The organism is Roseibium limicola (assembly GCF_017313085.1).
Taxonomy (GTDB): domain Bacteria; phylum Pseudomonadota; class Alphaproteobacteria; order Rhizobiales; family Stappiaceae; genus Roseibium; species Roseibium limicola.
In genome coordinates, this window is the sequence record NZ_JAFLNF010000005.1 from 1 (window position 1) to 16114 (window position 16114).

Here is a 16114-nt window from a genome sequence, read left to right on the forward strand (position 1 = left end):
GCATGGCCATCGCTATGCCAGGTTCCGGGGCCTGGTCCGTGTCAAAACCCAGTGCCTGCTCGCTGCCGCCGCCCAAAACATCAAGAAGATCGCTATGGCCCTCACCAAAGCCCACGAACAAGCGCCCGCGTGACACAAGCAAGCCCGTAAAAAAAACAAACTGATAAACGCGGACAATCCCCACAAAGCAAAAGCTCAAAAAACAAACCCGCCGAAATCGACGGGTTTGTCAGCAGTCTGAGAGGCGCCCAAGGGGCGCCTCCATAACCTTATCGTGGAAATTCCAGTCCCATTTCACGGTAGCGCTCCGGATCATCGCCCCAGTTCTCACGCACCTTCACGAACAGGAAGAGGTGAACGGGGGTCTCGATGATCTCGGCAATTTCGGCACGGGAGGCCTGAGAAATTGCCTTGATGGTCGCGCCGCGCTTGCCCAGGACAATGCTTTTCTGGCTGTCGCGCTCGACGTAGATCGTCTGCTCGACGCGGGCCGATCCATCCTTGCGGGTCTCCCAATTTTCCGTCTCGACTGTAGAGATGTAAGGCAGCTCCTGGTGCAAGCGCTCAAACAGTTTTTCGCGAGTGATCTCGGAAGCCAGAATGCGCAACGGCAAGTCCGACGGTTGATCTTCCGGATAGAGCCAGGGACTTTCCGGCACCCGCTCTGCGAAATAAGACAGGATTGCGTCGGTGCCATTGCCGTTCAGTGCGGAGACCATGAAGGTCTCATCGAAGGAAACAAGCTCGTTGGCCTGTTGCGCAAGCTTCAAAAGCTGCTCGCGCTTTGCCACATCGATCTTGTTGAGGATCAGCACTTTGGGTGTCTTGATGTCCTTCAGGCGGCTGAGGATTTTCTCGACTTCTTCATCAATGCCTTTGCGGGCATCAATCAGCAGGGCAATCAGATCCGCATCGCGTGCACCGCCCCAGGCGGTATCGACCATGGCCCGGTCCAGCCGTCGCTTCGGTTGGAAAATGCCTGGCGTATCGACGAATATCAGCTGAGAGGCATCATGCATGGCAATGCCGCGCACGATGGTGCGTGTCGTCTGAACCTTGTGGGTGACGATAGAAACCTTGGTCCCCACGAGCTGGTTGATCAGCGTGGACTTTCCGGCATTCGGAGCACCGATCAGGGCGATGAAGCCTGCGCGTGTATTCTCCGGAAGCGGCGCTGCTGGTTCCGGCAGGGGGATGTCGAAGCGCGGCGCCGGTGTCGGCAGCTCGTCGTCTTCAGGAAAGTCGTCTTCAGGCGTTTCGTTCACGTCGTTCATGTCCTATTCGTTCCAGACGCCTTCACGGCGCAGCACAGCCTCGGCGGCCGCTTGTTCGGCAATACGCTTGGATCCGCCCTTGCCTTCGCCCTGGGCTACGCCCTGCACGGAAACGCCGACCACGAAGACCGGAGCGTGGTCGGGACCTTCCCGACTGACCACATCGTATTTGGGTGTGGGGAGGCCGCGAGATTGGGCCCACTCCTGCAGGGTGGTCTTGGCATCGCGCAGCGGGCCGCGGAAGGATAGCATACGCGGTTTCCAGATGCGCAACACAAAAGCTTCCGCAGCGTCAAATCCGCCATCCAGGTAAATCGCGGCAATAACAGCTTCGCACATATCGGCCAGCAGGGCCGACTTCATCCGCCCTCCGGTCTGCGCTTCGCTCTGGCCGATGCACATTGCTGCGCCAATGTTCAGATCAGTTGCGATCTCCGCACAGGTTTCACGCTTCACTAGCTGATTGTAGCGGCGGGCGAGTTCCCCTTCATCGGCGCGCGGAAACTGCCGATGAAGCATGCCGGCGACGACAAGACCAAGAACCCGGTCGCCGAGAAACTCCAGGCGTTGATAACTCCCGCGACCGCTGTCAGCAGGGTCCAACGCGCTGGCATGGGTGAGGGCTGTATCGAGCAGGCCCTCGTCAGAAAATGTGTGCCCAAGTTTGGACTTTAGGGCTTTGATAGCAGCAGTGGTGTCGTCACGCGCCATTGTTCGGCGTCCTCATTTGCCTGACCGGCAGCCCGGTTCGGCGTTTGTCAAAGCGTCTTGAGAAGACGATCCCAGCGTACGGACCATGGCCAGGTCCAGATAGCCCAGGCGGGCTGTTCGCCGGACATGGAGAAGAACAGGATCTCCGCCCGGCCCACGAAGTTTTCATAGGGAACATAGCCAACGTGGCTAAGCACGCGGCTGTCGGAGGAATTATCCCTGTTGTCGCCCATCATGAAGTAATGGCCTTCCGGCACTTCATAGACGCGGGTGTTGTCCAGGTTGCCCCTGGCCGTCAGATCCAGTGTGTCATAGGAGACACCGTTGGGAAGGGTCTCGCGGTAGCGTGCAACACGCTCAATGCCGTAGTCGGTCTTCTCGATGTAGTCGTCGATCTGCTCCCGCTCTACAGCTTTTCCGTTGATGTGTAGCACACCATCGATCATCTGGATCTTGTCACCAGGCAAACCGATCACACGCTTGATGTAGTCGACCGACGTATCGGTGGGCAGCTTGAAAACGGCGACATCGCCGCGCTCAGGCTCACTGCCGAGGAGGCGACCGGAAAACGGGCCAAGGCCGAACGGGAATGAATAGCGCGAATATCCGTAGCTGAACTTGGAGACAAATAGATAGTCGCCGATCAGCAAGGTGTCCTTCATCGAGCCGGAGGGGATGTTGAACGGCTGAAACAGGAATGTGCGCACAATCAGGGCCAAAACCAGGGCCTGAACGATGATTTTCACGGTCTCGTAAAAACCGCCGTCCTTGTCCTTCTCTTGTGATTTCACGCGAATGTCGTCCTTGAATGTGTCGGATGGCCCGGAGCGGGTCCAGGATGTGGGATCTGGCGAGCTGACTGTAAAAGCCAAGCCGGACCAGGCCGATTCCAAGAACTCATAGCGCCTTGTCTGCGCAGTGGCAATGCGCCCTGATGCCCCACTGGAGCTTTCCGCTGAGCGGTTGAGAATCTGGCTGTAAGAGCCGCGTCCGTTCGGCAAGGCCAATGAGGGCATTGAAACATAGGTTCGGCGAAGAAGTTTACTCTCCGGCCCTACTTGTCACTACGCTTGCGCTTGAGAATAAAGGCGCTGCGTTTGCCTTCCAGGACTTTTCGGCGCCGCGTCTGGTAGAGCTCGACGCTCTTGTAGACGATAACATAGCTGATGATGCCAGTCGTCAGGCCAAGAGGAATGGCACCGACAAACATCGGCTTGAGCATCGGCAGCAGGACATCGAGCGACTTGCTGAGGAGGCGCTCCTGAAACTGGGCGTGGATCTCATGAGGCGGAGGAGCTTGCCGACCGGGCAGGATCCAGCTGCCGATCTTGAAGGTCGAAGCCCAGATGAGAGGAAATGTGAGAGGGTTGCCGACAGATGTTCCGAGGGCGGAGGCAATGAGGTTTCCACCGAGAAGATAGGCCACGCCCAATGCGATCAGGAAGTGAAATCCGATCAAAGGTGTGAAAGAGGCAAACGCACCTGCCGCGAACCCGAGAGCGATAGCATGAGGCGTCGCCGTCAGTCGCAGAACGCGCTTTCCATAATACCGGGTCGAACGCACCCAGCTGTGGCGTGGCCAGACGGCGACACGCACCCGTTCCAATCGGGTTGGCCTGTTTCTGCGACGGAACAGCATTTAAACGCGTTTTCTCTTGTTCTGGAGAGGCCGACTATTTCACCGGACTTCAGGTCTCATGCGAATGGATGCTACAGGCTTCATCAAATTACGCCAGCCCTCGGCTCCCCGGCTTGACAGCCGGGAGAGCTGCCAGTTCTGGCGGCAGCTGGTCTGCCGGATAGGCTGGAACCTTGTAATCCGTTAGGGCAACCAGCGGGACTCCTGTGTCCGCTTCTCCGCCTGAGCGGTCGATCAGGCACGCAACAGCAAGAACCTCCGCCCCTGTTTTTTTTAAGGCGTCCACAGTTTCCCGGCTGGAAAGCCCCGTCGTGACGATGTCCTCGACAATCACCACCCGCGCGCCTTTCGGCATTTCGAAGCGGCGCAGACGAAACTCTCCATCCTCACGTTCCACCCACATCGACCGGACACCAAGGTGGCGTGCTGTCTCGTAACCAGGGATCAGACCGCCCATAGCAGGGCCAACCACGAAGTCGATGTCGCCTAGACCGGCAGCGCGGATCTTCGCCGCCAGCGCCTTGCATAGACGCTCTGTCTTTTCCGGATACATGAAGACCCGGGCCTTTTGCAGGAAGATCGGGCTCCGCAAACCGGACGATAGAATGAAGTGTCCTTCCAGAATGGCACCTGCCTCGCGAAATACCTCAAGCACTTCATCACGGGTCATGGGGGCATCTTCCTTAAAGTTTCGGTCCGGGGTTATCCGTTTACACGAACCACATTGGACACGTTCGATTTCGCTCTGAGCTGATTGATGATCCGGTTCAGGTGTTTCAGATCCCATACCTCGAGATCAATGAGCATCTGATGAAAGTCCGGCGCTTTCCGCATCATTTTCAAATTATCGATGTTTCCGCCGTTGTCGCCGATGATCTGGGCAATGGCTGCGAGGGAGCCTGGCTCATTGGCTGCCGACACAGTCAGCCGTGCCGGGAAGCGTTCCGGATTATCGACATCAATGTCCCAGCGGACATCGACCCAGCGCTCCCCCTGATCGTCAAACTCTTTCAGCGCCGGCGACTGGATGGGGTAAATTGTCAGACCTTCCAAGGGGGTCAGAATACCAACAATACGATCACCAGGTACTGCGCCGCCATTCGGAGCGAAAGCGACAGGGATGTCGCCTGACAAACCTCGGATAGGCAGAGCAATCGCCAGTCCGTCGATAACATCATCAGGTTGGTCGGAGGTGGTGAACGCGGCAACGGGAATGCGGAACTTCAGCCCGGCCCCCTTTTCCAGATCGAACCAGCCTTCATCCTGCGCTGGCGGCAGGTGGGCAACTCGGTCGTCCTGATAGTCCGGGTGGGCACTCTTGAGGATTGACTGGGCCGAGATATCGCCCCGACCGACAGAGGCCAACAGGTCGGCAACGCTTGCCTGACTGTGATCCTCCAGTGCGGGCACGAGAATATCTTCCGAATAGGGCTTGTCTGCCCGCGAGAAGGCGCGCTTCAGAATATGCTCGCCAAGTGCACCATACTGCTTGCGAATGGATTCGCGCGTTGCGCGGCGAATGGCGGCCCGGGCCTTGCCGGTCACGGCGATGCTTTCCCAGGCGGGGGGCGGTGTCTGCGCCTGGGAGCGGATAATCTCCACCTCGTCGCCATTTCTCAGTTCGGTCACCAACGGCATGATCTTGCCGTCGATCTTGCAGCCGACACAGGTGTTGCCGATCCCGGTGTGCACGGCATAGGCAAAGTCGATAGGCGTTGCGCCACGGGGCAGGGCGATCAGACGGCCCTTCGGCGTGAAGCAGAAAACCTGGTCGTGGAACAATTCCAGCTTGGTGTTTTCCAGGAACTCTTCCGGCGTGTCGCCTTCGGCTAGCAGGTCGATGGTCCGGCGCAGCCACTCGTAGGCTTTGCTCTCCTCGCTCAGCTGGGCAATGTTGCGACCACCGCGCTCGATGTCGCCCTCTTTGTAAAGTGCATGCGCGGCAATGCCGTATTCCGCCAACTGGTCCATCGCGATAGTTCGGATCTGTAGCTCGACGCGCTGACGCGATGGACCGACGATGGTGGTGTGGATGGACTGATAGTCATTCGACTTGGGCGTCGAGATGTAGTCCTTGAACCGTCCGGGAACAGTCGGCCATTCCGTGTGAATAATTCCTAGGACACGGTAGCAGGCCTCGACTGTACCCACTGTCACGCGGAAGCCGTAGATGTCTGAAAGCTGTTCGAAGCCCAGCGACTTATTCTGCATCTTGCGGAAAATGGAATACGGCCGCTTCTCGCGCCCCTTGACCAGGGCAGCCATGCCGCGTTCCTGCAGGCGGTTTGTCAGAACCTCTTCGATCTCTTCGATCAGGTTTGCATTGCTTTCACGCTGTTCACGTAGTCGCTCGGCGATGGTCTCATAGGCATCCGGGTTGAGGGTCTTGAAGGAAATGTCCTCAAGTTCCTCGCGCATGTCATGCATGCCCATGCGACCCGCCAAGGGGGCGTAAATGTCCATCGTCTCTTCGGCAATGCGTGCACGCTTGTGCTCCGGCATGTGCTGCAGAGTGCGCATATTGTGCAGCCGGTCAGCCAGTTTCACCAGAAGAACCCGCACATCGTCTGCAATCGCCAACAGGAGCTTGCGGAAGTTCTCGGCCTGCTTGGCCTTGCGAGATACAAGATCAAGCCGTTTGATCTTGGTCAGGCCATCGACGAGTTTGCCGATTTCCTCGCCGAAGACCGTGTCGATCTCGGTGCGGGTCGCATCGGTATCCTCAATCGTGTCGTGCAGCAGCGCAACCGCGATGGTCGCATCATCCACCTTCATGTTGGTGAGGATGGCTGCTACTTCGAGGGGATGTGAGAAATAGGGATCGCCAGACGCGCGTTTTTGCTCGCCGTGCTTTTGCATAGCGTAGACATAGGCCTTGTTGAGCAAGGCCTCATCGATATTGGGATTGTATCTGGTGACTCGTTCAACGAGCTCGTATTGGCGCATCATGAGGGCAATCAGACCCGACAGATTTCCGGAGCCATGAGCCCCCCGCGCAGAGATGAGATTGCGTTCAGGGGCAGAGGCGGCCGGTCAGCCGCATTATAGCGCTGAAACCCGCAAAGGAACCTGGCCAAGGGCCCGGAACCGGGAAAGAGGCGTAACCGGCACGCGTAGACGCCGGTTACAGCAAACTCTGTGATCCAGAAGAGGATCAGACGTCGTCGGAACGCTCCGGCGGCACCAGGCCTTCCAGCCCGCGCAACAGATCTTCTTCCGTGATTCGGTCGAATTCCACGGCGGAATCATCAACCTGATTGACTTGGGTCGACTGCTGTCCGCCACTTGTCTGTACCAATGGTACAGATTCAGCTTCCGGCTCGTCCACTTCCACAAACTTCTGCAGCGAGTGGATAAGGTCTTCTTTGAGGTCTTCCGGGCTGACGTTCTCGTCCGCGATTTCGCGAAGAGCCACAACCGGATTTTTGTCGTTATCCCGATCCACCGTAAGGGGGGAGCCGCTCGAAATCATACGAGCGCGATGGGCTGCCAAAAGGATCAGCTCAAAACGGTTTTCGACCTTGTCGATGCAGTCCTCGACGGTCACGCGCGCCATAAGACGTCTCCATAAATTAGGGAACCTGAATTTCCTGCGTATAAAGATCCCGCAGAATGAAAGCAACCCATAGGCCTTTCAAAAAAGCGCAGGTGCCTGTGATTTTACCCTGGTTGAGGGCCGCAGGTGCCCTATTTCCACCTTACAAAGAGTCTAACCCTGAAATCGATAATCGAATCTTATTCAGATTCTGATGTTGGGATACTCGAAAGCACCTGTCGTTCGCCGCTCAAAAACGGGGGGAGATATGGTTTTCCGACGTGTTTCCCATTGCAGGGCTTAGCTTCTTTGGTGTAGGCCCTGAAGCAACGGTCAGCTCATAAAAAAATAATTTGGCCGTGCGGGTATATAACAAGGCACTTCTATAAGGGTCGTCATAAGGCCCAGACTTTCTACAATCTGCCAATTGTGGCGATCGATCTAAACTTATTGCATAACAAGGAAGACCCGGTCGTTCTTTTGGGGGAAGTGGAAAATAAGAAAGGTTCCCTAAGGAATGTTTGATGCACGTGAAAAGGTAGCGCTGTTTATTGATGGTGCCAACCTTTATTCCACAGCTAAAGCCATCGGTTTTGATATTGACTACAAGCGGTTGCTTAAAGAATTTCAAGGCCAAGCTTATCTTCTTCGCGCGTACTATTATACCGCGTTGATCGAGGATCAGGAATACTCTTCCATTCGTCCTCTTATCGATTGGCTGGACTATAATGGCTATAAGGTCATTACCAAGCCAGTTAAGGAATTTGTCGACTCGTCCGGGCGCCGCAAGGTCAAGGGCAACATGGACATCGAACTTGCTGTCGATGCCATGCAGCTCGTTGAGCATGTCGACCATATCGTTCTGTTCTCTGGCGATGGCGACTTCCGCTCTTTGGTGGAAGCACTCCAGCGCAAAGGGCGCAAGGTTTCCGTGGTTTCGACCCTGAAGACCCAGCCGCCGATGATTGCCGATGATTTGCGCCGTCAGGCGGATCATTTCATTGATCTAGCGAATCTGGCCAACAAGATCGGCCGTGATCCATCGGAACGTCCTGTTCGGGCTCCGGTTGAAGACGATCTTGACGACGACGACTATTGAGATCAGCCGGAATGACTGCCGTGTCAGCTGAAGGCCAGTCTCCGGCCCCCGTCGACCCACCCTTGGATTGCAGTTTCTGCCCGCGCCTTGTGGCACTGCGGCAGGAGCTGCAAACCGCGCATCCGGATTGGTTCAACGCACCAGTTCCGACCTTTCGATCAGGCGATGACGCCGAGTTGCTGATTGTCGGACTGGCGCCGGGGCTGCGAGGAGCCAACCGGACCGGGCGGCCTTTCACCGGCGATTATGCGGGTGACCTCCTCTACGAAACGATGATCGAGTACGGCTTTGCCGAGGGCTCCTATCGCGCTGATCCTCAGGACGGATTGCAGCTGCGCGGGGCCATGATCACCAATGCTGTTCGCTGCCTTCCTCCTGAAAACAAGCCCACCGGCCCTGAAATCCGGACATGCCGACCGTTTTTGCTGTCGACCCTTGAAGCCGAAGCTCCAAGTCTGAAAATGGTTCTGGCCTTGGGTCGTATTGCGCATGACACCTTCTTGTCGGCACTCGGTTTGCGTCGGGCCGCCTACAAGTTCGCTCATGGAGCACGGCACCCTCTTGAGGGCACGGATCTGGTCCTTTACGACAGTTATCACTGCTCCCGCTACAATACGAACACAGGCCGTCTTACACCTGAGATGTTCCAGTCGGTGTTTGCGGACATGCGTCAGGAACTGTCTGCCTGAATGGTCGACATTGCTGTGATGTGCGGGAGGTACTGATGTGCTGCGGCCTTACGGCGTTTCTTCAACTTCGACCCACCCATCCGGGGTCAGCTGTTCCTGCGGTCTGAAACGCGCCTTGTAGGCCATCTTCGATGAGCCGTTCACCCAATAGCCAAGATAGACATAGGGCAGTCCAAGACGCTGCGCCTGATGAACGTGATCCAGGATCATAAGGGTGCCGAGACCCAGATCCATGTGCTGCGGATCAAAAAACGAATAGACCATCGAAAGCCCGTCGCTGAGTTGGTCGCTGAGCGCGACGCCAAGCAGCGGACCTTCCCCAGTGCCGGTGATGAAACTGTCCGGTCCTTTGCGTCGGTATTCGATGACCATGGTCTCGACATGGGTGTCTTCCACCATCATGGCATAGTCGAGAACGCTCATGTCGCTCATCCCGCCATTGTCGTGGCGGGCACGTAGGTAGCTTTGGAACAGGTCGTATTGCTCGGCGGAAGGCGCCGCCGGCAGTCTGGCGCCAATGATCTTTTCGCCCTGCTTCCATTGACGTCGAAAGCTCTTGGTCCAGAGAAAGTCTGCGACGCGAATACGAACCGAGATGCAGGCGCGGCAGTTTTCGCAGGCCGGCCGATAGGCAATGTTTTGACTGCGACGAAACCCGCCCTGGGTCAGGACATCATTCAGCGCAGGCGCTTGAGAACCAACCAGATGCGTGAAGACCTTGCGCTCTTGGCGACCTTCCAGATAGGGACAAGGCGCAGGCGCCGTAAGGTAAAACTGCGGATGATCTGTTGGGTGCCGCGTCACGAAAGTCCACTCATTGATCGCCGAAGCCGAAGCTTCCCTGCTACAGAGAATAATACCATGGGGCCACAAGTGAGAAGGTCAACCACAAAATAATGACCAAAGGTGTTCCGGCTTTCAGGAAGTCGGAGAAGCGGTAATGGCCCGGACCCATGACGATCAGGTTGGTCTGATATCCAATCGGTGTGGCAAAGGAAGAGTTGGCCGCAAAGATCAGGCAGACGAGGAAGGCTTCGGGAGATGCGCCGACCTGATTGGCAATGCCGATGACAATCGGGGTGAACAAAACTGCCGCTGCGTTGTTGGACAGAAAGTTCGTCAGGATGGCGACGATAAGATAAATCGCCGAGAGCATGACGCCAGGGGGGCTTCCCTCCAGCAGAATGACAAGTGAGGTGGCGAGATATTCGGCTCCGCCCGAGGCTTCCAGAGCGAGAGCGCCTGCCATGGATGAGCCGATCAACATGAAGATACGGCTGTCGATGGCCCGCAGGGCCTGACGGCTGTTCAGACAGCCGCTGATAATCATTGCAAATGTGCCCGAGACCGCTGCCACGACGATCGGCACGAGGCCCGTGGCAGCAAGACCAAGGACTGTCAGGAAAATGATGAGGGCACGTGGCGCATAGCGCTTGCGGGGCACTTCCGCTTGAGACCAGTCGAGCAACAACACATCTCGGTTTCCGCGCAGCCGGGCGATTTGAGCAGCACTGCCAGCCACCAGAAGCACATCTCCAGCTTCTAGCCGGATATCATTCATCGCCATGCGAGGCATGCGGCTCCGCCGTTGTATGCCCATCACCATACAGCCAGTTTCGGCATGGAAGCCCGATTGAAGCAGTGTCCTGCCCATCAGCCGGGACGCTGGGGCGACCACCACTTCCGCCAGGGTCATCTGACCGCTGGACGGAGGAGGTGCATCATTGGGCGTCTCGGAAGGCGTCCCGCCTTCACCATCTAGAAGCGGCTTCTTGGCCGAAAGCGCATTTGCCAAGGCGGTTCTGGTGGCCGCGACGATCACCGTGTCGCCAGGCTGCAGAATAACATTCTCAAACGGGGGGAGGATTGGCTTTTCACCACGTTGCACCAGACGGACGGTCATGTCTTTCAGGGTTGGGAACATGCCGGAGACAGATTCGGTGCCGACCAGCGGGTGCTCGTAGGTAATGTTGATTTGCGCAATGAACTGCTTGCCCGACGAGCCCTGCATCTCCTCGGCCATGGTTTTGCGTGCGGTCAGTATCCGTGGCATCACGAACAGCACGTAGATGGCGCCGACCCCGGCCAAAAGAACGCCGATGGGTGTGAACGAAAAGAATGTGAGCCGGACATCTGTGGCCTGATTGGCAACATTGGCGACCAGCAAGTTGGTGGACGAGCCGATCAGCGTGGTCATGCCCCCCAGAATAGCGATGAACGACAAAGGCATCAGAACGCGAGCCGGGGACCGCCCCATGGTCGCCGCCACGGCGCTCAGGATCGGCAAGAACATCACCACAACCGGGGTGTTGTTCAAAAAGGCGCTCAAGACACCGACGATCAGCAACACGGGAGCCGTTGCCAGCAGCGAGCGACCGCGTGTCCATTGGACGATGATCTTGGCAGTCTTTTCCAGCGCATCCGTCTGAAACAGCCCCTGACCGATGATCAGAAGGCAAATGACTGTGATGAGGGCCGGGTTTGCAAACCCGGACAGCAAGCCGGCCGGGGTGACAGCCTCATTGGGAAAGATGGAAAAGATGACCATCAGGGCAACAACGGCCCCGACCGCAACCGTTTCGATCGCAATACGCTCCAAGGCGTAGAGAACGATTGTCGCAGCGACGACCATGAAGGTCAGCGCCATCGGAAGATCAAGTGAGTGCATTCACCCCGCCTGCTGCAACTCGACCAGTGGTTCCCGGGCTTTGGCCTCTTGCCCGGACACATGGCACTACTGGTGTCAGTCTATGACAGACAACCTTGAAAAAGAAAGAGCTATCAGAAGGCCGACAGTGCGGGTGCCTTGATACCGCGCCACAGGCGAAGGGCTTAAAGACCTTCCTGACGCAGCGGCTCGGCATTCATCACAACGGTTCCCAGCACAATATCATGCAGCAGACGCTTGCGTTCTGTGAACAGGGCGACCAACAGCACCAACGGCGTCAGGAGCGAAACCGAGAACCAGAACAGAAGCACATGCATGGCGGAAAGCAGCGGATAGGGGCGGGCGCCGTGCCAGAGACGCATCTCCAAGCCCATTGCCCGCATTCCCGGAGTAGAGGCTGAAGGGCCGCCAAGCGTGAAGGCAGTGTAGAGCAATGCAACGGCCTGCCACAAAAACGCATAAAAGATCCAGGCAAGGCCGAGCGTGAAGATGCCGAGAAAAAACACCAGAATACCGGCTGCAAAAGTCAGTAGCAGGACGGCGATTGCATCAATGAAGAACGCCATGATCCTCCGTGTCCGCACACCCTCAAAAAGAGCAGGCTGGATCATCGGATCAAATACATCCCGTTGGACGGGCGGAGTAGCGCTATCGGGCGACATCAAATCTCTCGTGTAATCGGCAAATGGATCTGTTGAATATATGGGGGCAAGCCGAGGTTTTCGCAATGCAAGGGCAGCTTAGGGCCCATGCCCAGGTCAGCCAACGGCTTGTGCAACGTCCAGATGCTTCACTGTATAGCCCTTTTCACGCAGGGCCTGGACAATGTCGGTACCGTGCTGGGCGGTAAAGGCCTCGAACGTCACATCGAGTGTGGCACCCTTCGCCGGCACGTTGAGGAACAAGCGGTGGTGGGCGACATCGACCACATTGCCCTGCATGTTGCCGATGGTCATGGCGATCTCGCCCAAAACACCCGGTTTGTCCGGCGTGTCGATCCGGATGGAAACGACACGCCCGTCACGGGCCAGCTCGCGCACCACAATTTTCGACAGAAGCCGCGGGTCAATGTTGCCACCGCATAAAACCAGCCCGACCCGCTTGCCGACGAATCGCTCCCGGTCGCTCAGCATTGCCGCCAGACCGGCCGCACCGGCGCCTTCAGCAATGGTCCGCTGTAAGGTCAGATAAGCGTTGATTGCCTGTTCCAGCGTGCTTTCCTTGACCAGAAGAATGTCATCGACAGTGCGTTTGATTACTTCCTGCGTGATGAGGCCAATGTCTCTAACGGCGATGCCTTCTGCGATGGTCGCGCCTTCACAACGCACCTCCTTGTTGTAAAGCGCGCCCCACATACCGGGATAAAGCACAGTTTCCACGCCAATCACTTCGATCTGCGGCTTGATCGCCTTGGCGGCGACTGCCATGCCGGCGATCAGCCCACCGCCACCGACGGGAACGACAAGCATGTCGAGGTCGGGCTGTGCTGCCAGCATTTCCAGGGCGATGGTGCCCTGTCCGCGGATCACCTCGACATCATCATAAGGATGAACCCAGACGTAACCATGTGCCTCTGCCAGACGGTCGGCTTCTGCCTTGGCCTCCGCCAGGGTGTCGCCCACCAGCACGACTTCGGCCCCAAAGCCGCGTGTGGCCGAAATTTTCACAAACGGCGTCAGCGCGGGCATGACGATCGTGGCTTTGATGCCCAGACGGCTGGCGTGATAGGCAACGCCTTGAGCGTGGTTGCCGGCCGAAACCGCAATGACGCCACGCGCCCGTTCTTTCTCCGACAGACTCAAAAGCTTGACGAGCGCGCCACGCTCCTTGAATGCGCCGGTGACTTGCATGTTTTCGTATTTGACGAAAACCTCGGCGCCAGTCAGTTCCGACAGACGCGGGGCTGGCAGGCAGGGAGTGCCCAGTACAGCACCCTCGATTTTTTGGGCGGCGGCCAGAATGCTCTCATAGATGACAAGATCGGCAAGCGCCTGCGCCTCGGATACTTGTGCTTCAGTTGCCTGGGCCTGTGAGGCCTGGTGAGAGGTTTGCTCGGTGTCGGTCATTTCGGTTGCTTCCTGCGGGGGCACGGCCTCACGTCCTGCGGCCCGCCTATAGGTGCCAGACCTCCCTCAAGTCCTGGCGGAAAATCTGTCGGCTATCCAGTTTATGCGCGAGCCAGGATTTCTGCCACTTTCGGGGCGAAATAGGTCAGGATGCCATCGGCGCCAGCGCGCTTGAAAGCCATCAGGCTTTCCATCATGGCGCGGTCGCCGTCGAGCCAACCATTGCCGTCGGCAGCAGCGATCATCGCGTATTCGCCGGAAACTTGATAGGCATATGTCGGCACGGCGAAAGTGTCTTTCACCCGGCGGATGATGTCGAGATAAGGCATGCCCGGTTTGACCATCACCATGTCGGCGCCTTCAGCCAGATCCAGCTCGACTTCGCGAATGGCTTCGTCGGTGTTGCCATAGTCCATCTGATAGGTACGCTTGTCGCCGATCAGCGTGGCATTGGTGCCGACCGCATCGCGGAACGGGCCGTAGAAAGCCGAGGCGTATTTGGCCGAATAGGCCATGATCTGCTTGTTGCGGAAGCCGTTGCCGTCGAGCGCCTGGCGTAAGGCGCCGATACGACCGTCCATCATGTCTGAAGGTGCAATGATATCTGCGCCGGCCTCCGCCTGAACCAGCGCTTGATGACAAAGCTGGGACACGGTCTCGTCATTCAGTACAACAGGCCCGTCCATCACACCGTCATGACCGTGGCTGGTATAGGGGTCGAGCGCCACGTCGGTAACCAGGCCGATGTTGAGGTTTTCTGCCTTGATTGCACGGCAGGCACGACAAGTGAGGTTCTGGGCATTGAGTGATTCTGAGCCCGTCGCATCGCGCAGGTCCGGATCCGTATAAGGAAAGAGAGCCAGAGCCGGAATGCCGAGGCTTTCGGCCCGCACGGCCTCGCGTACGGCTTCGTCAACGGACAATCTCAGCACGCCAGGCATGGAGGGCACCGGGTCACGGCGTTTCTCGCCATCGACCAGAAAGATCGGCCAGATCAAATCATTGACGCTCAGAGAAGTCTCCCGAACCAATCGGCGAGACCAGTCGCTGTGTCGATTTCGGCGCATCCGGCGTCCACCCAGGATCTCATCCATCATTTCCGGAGTGACGACAGGCGGGCGGTTGGAAGAGGGCATGGCGGGCTCCCGTGGCCAGGTTCAGGGTGATGCGCGGCAATGGTGTCGGCGGATAAGTTCAAGGGCTTTATCATGCAACGGGGGGCAGTCAAGCGGGAAGGCCGTGTGAAAGCGTCGCAATGAAAGCGCGAAAACCGGCAAGTTGGACTTTGACCCACGGGCAATGGACTGGCTATGGTCGCTTTCAAATAACAAGTGGAAGGTACGGGAGCTATTGGGGGCCTTGACCACGATGACATCGACTGACGACATTCTTTATGAGAAACGCGGCGGGCTGGGGCTTGCTGTCCTGAACCGGCCTAAGGCATTGAACGCCCTGAACCATCACATGGTTCTCAGCTTCAGTGCGCAGCTTGACCTTTGGGAAAAAGATCCGGAGATCCGGGTGGTCTGCCTGATGGGGAGTGGGGGCAAGGCCTTTTGCGCCGGCGGCGATATCCGCGCCATCTATGATGCGCGCCAGAACGGCGACCCGATACCGACCGAGTTCTTCCGGGACGAATATCGTTTGAATGACCAGATCGCGCGCTATTCCAAACCCTATGTCGCGTTGATTGACGGCATCGTCATGGGGGGCGGGGCAGGTCTCTCCATGCATGGGGCCTACCGGGTCGGCGCAGAACGCACCCTTTTTTCCATGCCGGAGACCGGCATTGGCTTCTTCCCGGATGTCGGAGCAACGGCCTTTCTCAATCGGCTTCCAGGGGAATTGGGACTCTATTGTGCATTGTCATCGGCGCGGCTGATGCAGGTTGATGCCTATGGTGCGGGGCTTTTGACACACGCTGTAAAGCGCGAGGCTTTCGACGACATTCTGACGGCGCTGGAAACCACGCAGGACGTGGCCGAGACGCTGGCGGCCTTTCATCATGAGCCGCTTGCCTCCGGCCTGCTGGCCCGTCAGTCACTGGTCGACAAGGCGTTTTCTGCCAAATCGATGGAAAAGATCCTTAAGGACCTGGAAAAGACGGCGGGCAAAACCGGACGTGAAGCCACTGTCGCCAAGATCATGGCCGAGACCTTGATTGAAAAGTCCCCGACCAGTCTGCATGTGACGCTTGAACAAATGCGGCGAGGTCGGGGTCAGGATCTACGCAATTGCCTGGTGATGGAATTCCGCATTCTCAACCGCATCCTGCAGGCTGATGATTTTTATGAAGGGGTCCGCGCGGTTCTCGTCGACAAGGATCATTCACCGAAATGGTCACCGCCGGTCCTTGAAGAAGTGGACAGTGCTGTGGTCGCATCGTATTTCGAAGTGCCGGACGGGGGCGATCTGACCTTCGACGGTTGAAGT

At 57.5% G+C, this 16114-nt stretch carries 16 protein-coding genes; 4 read left to right on the forward strand and 12 right to left on the reverse strand.

What is annotated here, in order from left to right:
* Nucleotides 1–133 (forward strand): transposase (locus tag J0X15_RS20380; RefSeq protein ID WP_331461916.1); only part of this gene is annotated, 133 nt, incomplete at its 5' end.
* A 136-nt stretch (nucleotides 134–269) separates the two neighbouring features.
* Here the strand turns inward: J0X15_RS20380 and era are convergent.
* The 7 genes from era to rpoZ all read right to left on the reverse strand — a co-directional run bounded on the left by era (nucleotide 270) and on the right by rpoZ (nucleotide 7180).
* Entirely contained in the window at nucleotides 270–1274 is a 1005-nt protein-coding gene (gene era, locus J0X15_RS12100) for a GTPase Era (protein ID WP_206941076.1), read from the reverse strand.
* Between the two features lie 3 nt (nucleotides 1275–1277).
* Nucleotides 1278–1985: a ribonuclease III gene (gene rnc / locus J0X15_RS12105; protein WP_206941078.1), complete on the reverse strand. Its 708-nt coding sequence runs from the start codon at nucleotides 1983–1985 to the stop codon at nucleotides 1278–1280.
* A 47-nt stretch (nucleotides 1986–2032) separates the two neighbouring features.
* On the reverse strand, nucleotides 2033–2782 hold the full coding sequence (gene lepB, locus J0X15_RS12110; protein ID WP_331461917.1) for a signal peptidase I: 750 nt from the start codon (nucleotides 2780–2782) through the stop codon (nucleotides 2033–2035).
* 257 nt (nucleotides 2783–3039) lie between these two features.
* Nucleotides 3040–3582 (reverse strand): DUF2062 domain-containing protein, encoded by a 543-nt coding sequence (locus J0X15_RS12115; protein WP_331461918.1) that lies wholly within the window; start codon nucleotides 3580–3582, stop codon nucleotides 3040–3042.
* Between the two features lie 130 nt (nucleotides 3583–3712).
* Entirely contained in the window at nucleotides 3713–4294 is a 582-nt protein-coding gene (gene pyrE, locus J0X15_RS12120) for an orotate phosphoribosyltransferase (protein ID WP_206941084.1), read from the reverse strand.
* Between the two features lie 32 nt (nucleotides 4295–4326).
* A complete protein-coding gene (locus tag J0X15_RS12125) occupies nucleotides 4327–6573 on the reverse strand; it encodes a RelA/SpoT family protein (protein WP_206941085.1) in 2247 nt (748 codons plus the stop codon).
* Between the two features lie 205 nt (nucleotides 6574–6778).
* On the reverse strand, nucleotides 6779–7180 hold the full coding sequence (gene rpoZ, locus J0X15_RS12130) for a DNA-directed RNA polymerase subunit omega (RefSeq protein WP_206941087.1): 402 nt from the start codon (nucleotides 7178–7180) through the stop codon (nucleotides 6779–6781).
* Between the two features lie 496 nt (nucleotides 7181–7676).
* Between rpoZ and J0X15_RS12135 the strand changes: the two genes are divergently transcribed.
* A complete protein-coding gene (locus tag J0X15_RS12135; RefSeq protein WP_206941089.1) occupies nucleotides 7677–8258 on the forward strand; it encodes a LabA-like NYN domain-containing protein in 582 nt (193 codons plus the stop codon).
* Nucleotides 8259–8269: 11 nt separating this feature from the next.
* On the forward strand, nucleotides 8270–8947 hold the full coding sequence (locus J0X15_RS12140) for a uracil-DNA glycosylase (protein ID WP_206941091.1): 678 nt from the start codon (nucleotides 8270–8272) through the stop codon (nucleotides 8945–8947).
* A 48-nt stretch (nucleotides 8948–8995) separates the two neighbouring features.
* On the opposite strand, the gene J0X15_RS12145 is transcribed toward J0X15_RS12140, so the two are convergent.
* The 5 genes from J0X15_RS12145 to hemB all read right to left on the reverse strand — a co-directional run bounded on the left by J0X15_RS12145 (nucleotide 8996) and on the right by hemB (nucleotide 14775).
* A complete protein-coding gene (locus J0X15_RS12145; RefSeq protein WP_206941094.1) occupies nucleotides 8996–9751 on the reverse strand; it encodes an arginyltransferase in 756 nt (251 codons plus the stop codon).
* A gap of 40 nt (nucleotides 9752–9791) precedes the next feature.
* On the reverse strand, nucleotides 9792–11615 hold the full coding sequence (locus tag J0X15_RS12150) for an SLC13 family permease (protein ID WP_206941096.1): 1824 nt from the start codon (nucleotides 11613–11615) through the stop codon (nucleotides 9792–9794).
* A gap of 164 nt (nucleotides 11616–11779) precedes the next feature.
* Nucleotides 11780–12181, reverse strand: a complete 402-nt coding sequence (locus J0X15_RS12155; RefSeq protein WP_331461913.1) for an RDD family protein — start codon at nucleotides 12179–12181, stop codon at nucleotides 11780–11782.
* A 192-nt stretch (nucleotides 12182–12373) separates the two neighbouring features.
* Nucleotides 12374–13681, reverse strand: coding sequence for a threonine ammonia-lyase (locus J0X15_RS12160; RefSeq protein WP_206941100.1), 1308 nt, complete (start codon nucleotides 13679–13681; stop codon nucleotides 12374–12376).
* A 101-nt stretch (nucleotides 13682–13782) separates the two neighbouring features.
* The gene (gene hemB / locus J0X15_RS12165; protein WP_231710409.1) at nucleotides 13783–14775 is read right to left on the reverse strand and encodes a porphobilinogen synthase; all 993 of its coding nucleotides are present in this window, start codon (nucleotides 14773–14775) and stop codon (nucleotides 13783–13785) included.
* 274 nt (nucleotides 14776–15049) lie between these two features.
* Here hemB and J0X15_RS12170 point away from each other — a divergent pair, with 274 nt between their 5' ends.
* Nucleotides 15050–16111, forward strand: coding sequence for an enoyl-CoA hydratase/isomerase family protein (locus J0X15_RS12170; protein ID WP_206941758.1), 1062 nt, complete (start codon nucleotides 15050–15052; stop codon nucleotides 16109–16111).
* Nucleotides 16112–16114 lie beyond the last annotated feature (3 nt).

What these genes read in the sequence shown, in the direction of transcription:
- hemB (WP_231710409.1), bottom strand. Translation starts at nt 14,775, where the DNA reads ATGGATGAGATCCTGGGTGGACGCCGGATGCGCCGAAATCGACACAGC.
- J0X15_RS12135 (WP_206941089.1), top strand. Translation starts at nt 7,677, where the DNA reads ATGTTTGATGCACGTGAAAAGGTAGCGCTGTTTATTGATGGTGCCAAC.
- J0X15_RS12140 (WP_206941091.1), top strand. Translation starts at nt 8,270, where the DNA reads ATGACTGCCGTGTCAGCTGAAGGCCAGTCTCCGGCCCCCGTCGACCCA.
- rpoZ (WP_206941087.1), bottom strand. Translation starts at nt 7,180, where the DNA reads ATGGCGCGCGTGACCGTCGAGGACTGCATCGACAAGGTCGAAAACCGT.
- J0X15_RS12155 (WP_331461913.1), bottom strand. Translation starts at nt 12,181, where the DNA reads ATGGCGTTCTTCATTGATGCAATCGCCGTCCTGCTACTGACTTTTGCA.
- era (WP_206941076.1), bottom strand. Translation starts at nt 1,274, where the DNA reads ATGAACGACGTGAACGAAACGCCTGAAGACGACTTTCCTGAAGACGAC.
- J0X15_RS12170 (WP_206941758.1), top strand. Translation starts at nt 15,050, where the DNA reads ATGACATCGACTGACGACATTCTTTATGAGAAACGCGGCGGGCTGGGG.
- J0X15_RS12125 (WP_206941085.1), bottom strand. Translation starts at nt 6,573, where the DNA reads ATGATGCGCCAATACGAGCTCGTTGAACGAGTCACCAGATACAATCCC.
- J0X15_RS12150 (WP_206941096.1), bottom strand. Translation starts at nt 11,615, where the DNA reads ATGCACTCACTTGATCTTCCGATGGCGCTGACCTTCATGGTCGTCGCT.
- J0X15_RS12160 (WP_206941100.1), bottom strand. Translation starts at nt 13,681, where the DNA reads ATGACCGACACCGAGCAAACCTCTCACCAGGCCTCACAGGCCCAGGCA.
- rnc (WP_206941078.1), bottom strand. Translation starts at nt 1,985, where the DNA reads ATGGCGCGTGACGACACCACTGCTGCTATCAAAGCCCTAAAGTCCAAA.
- pyrE (WP_206941084.1), bottom strand. Translation starts at nt 4,294, where the DNA reads ATGACCCGTGATGAAGTGCTTGAGGTATTTCGCGAGGCAGGTGCCATT.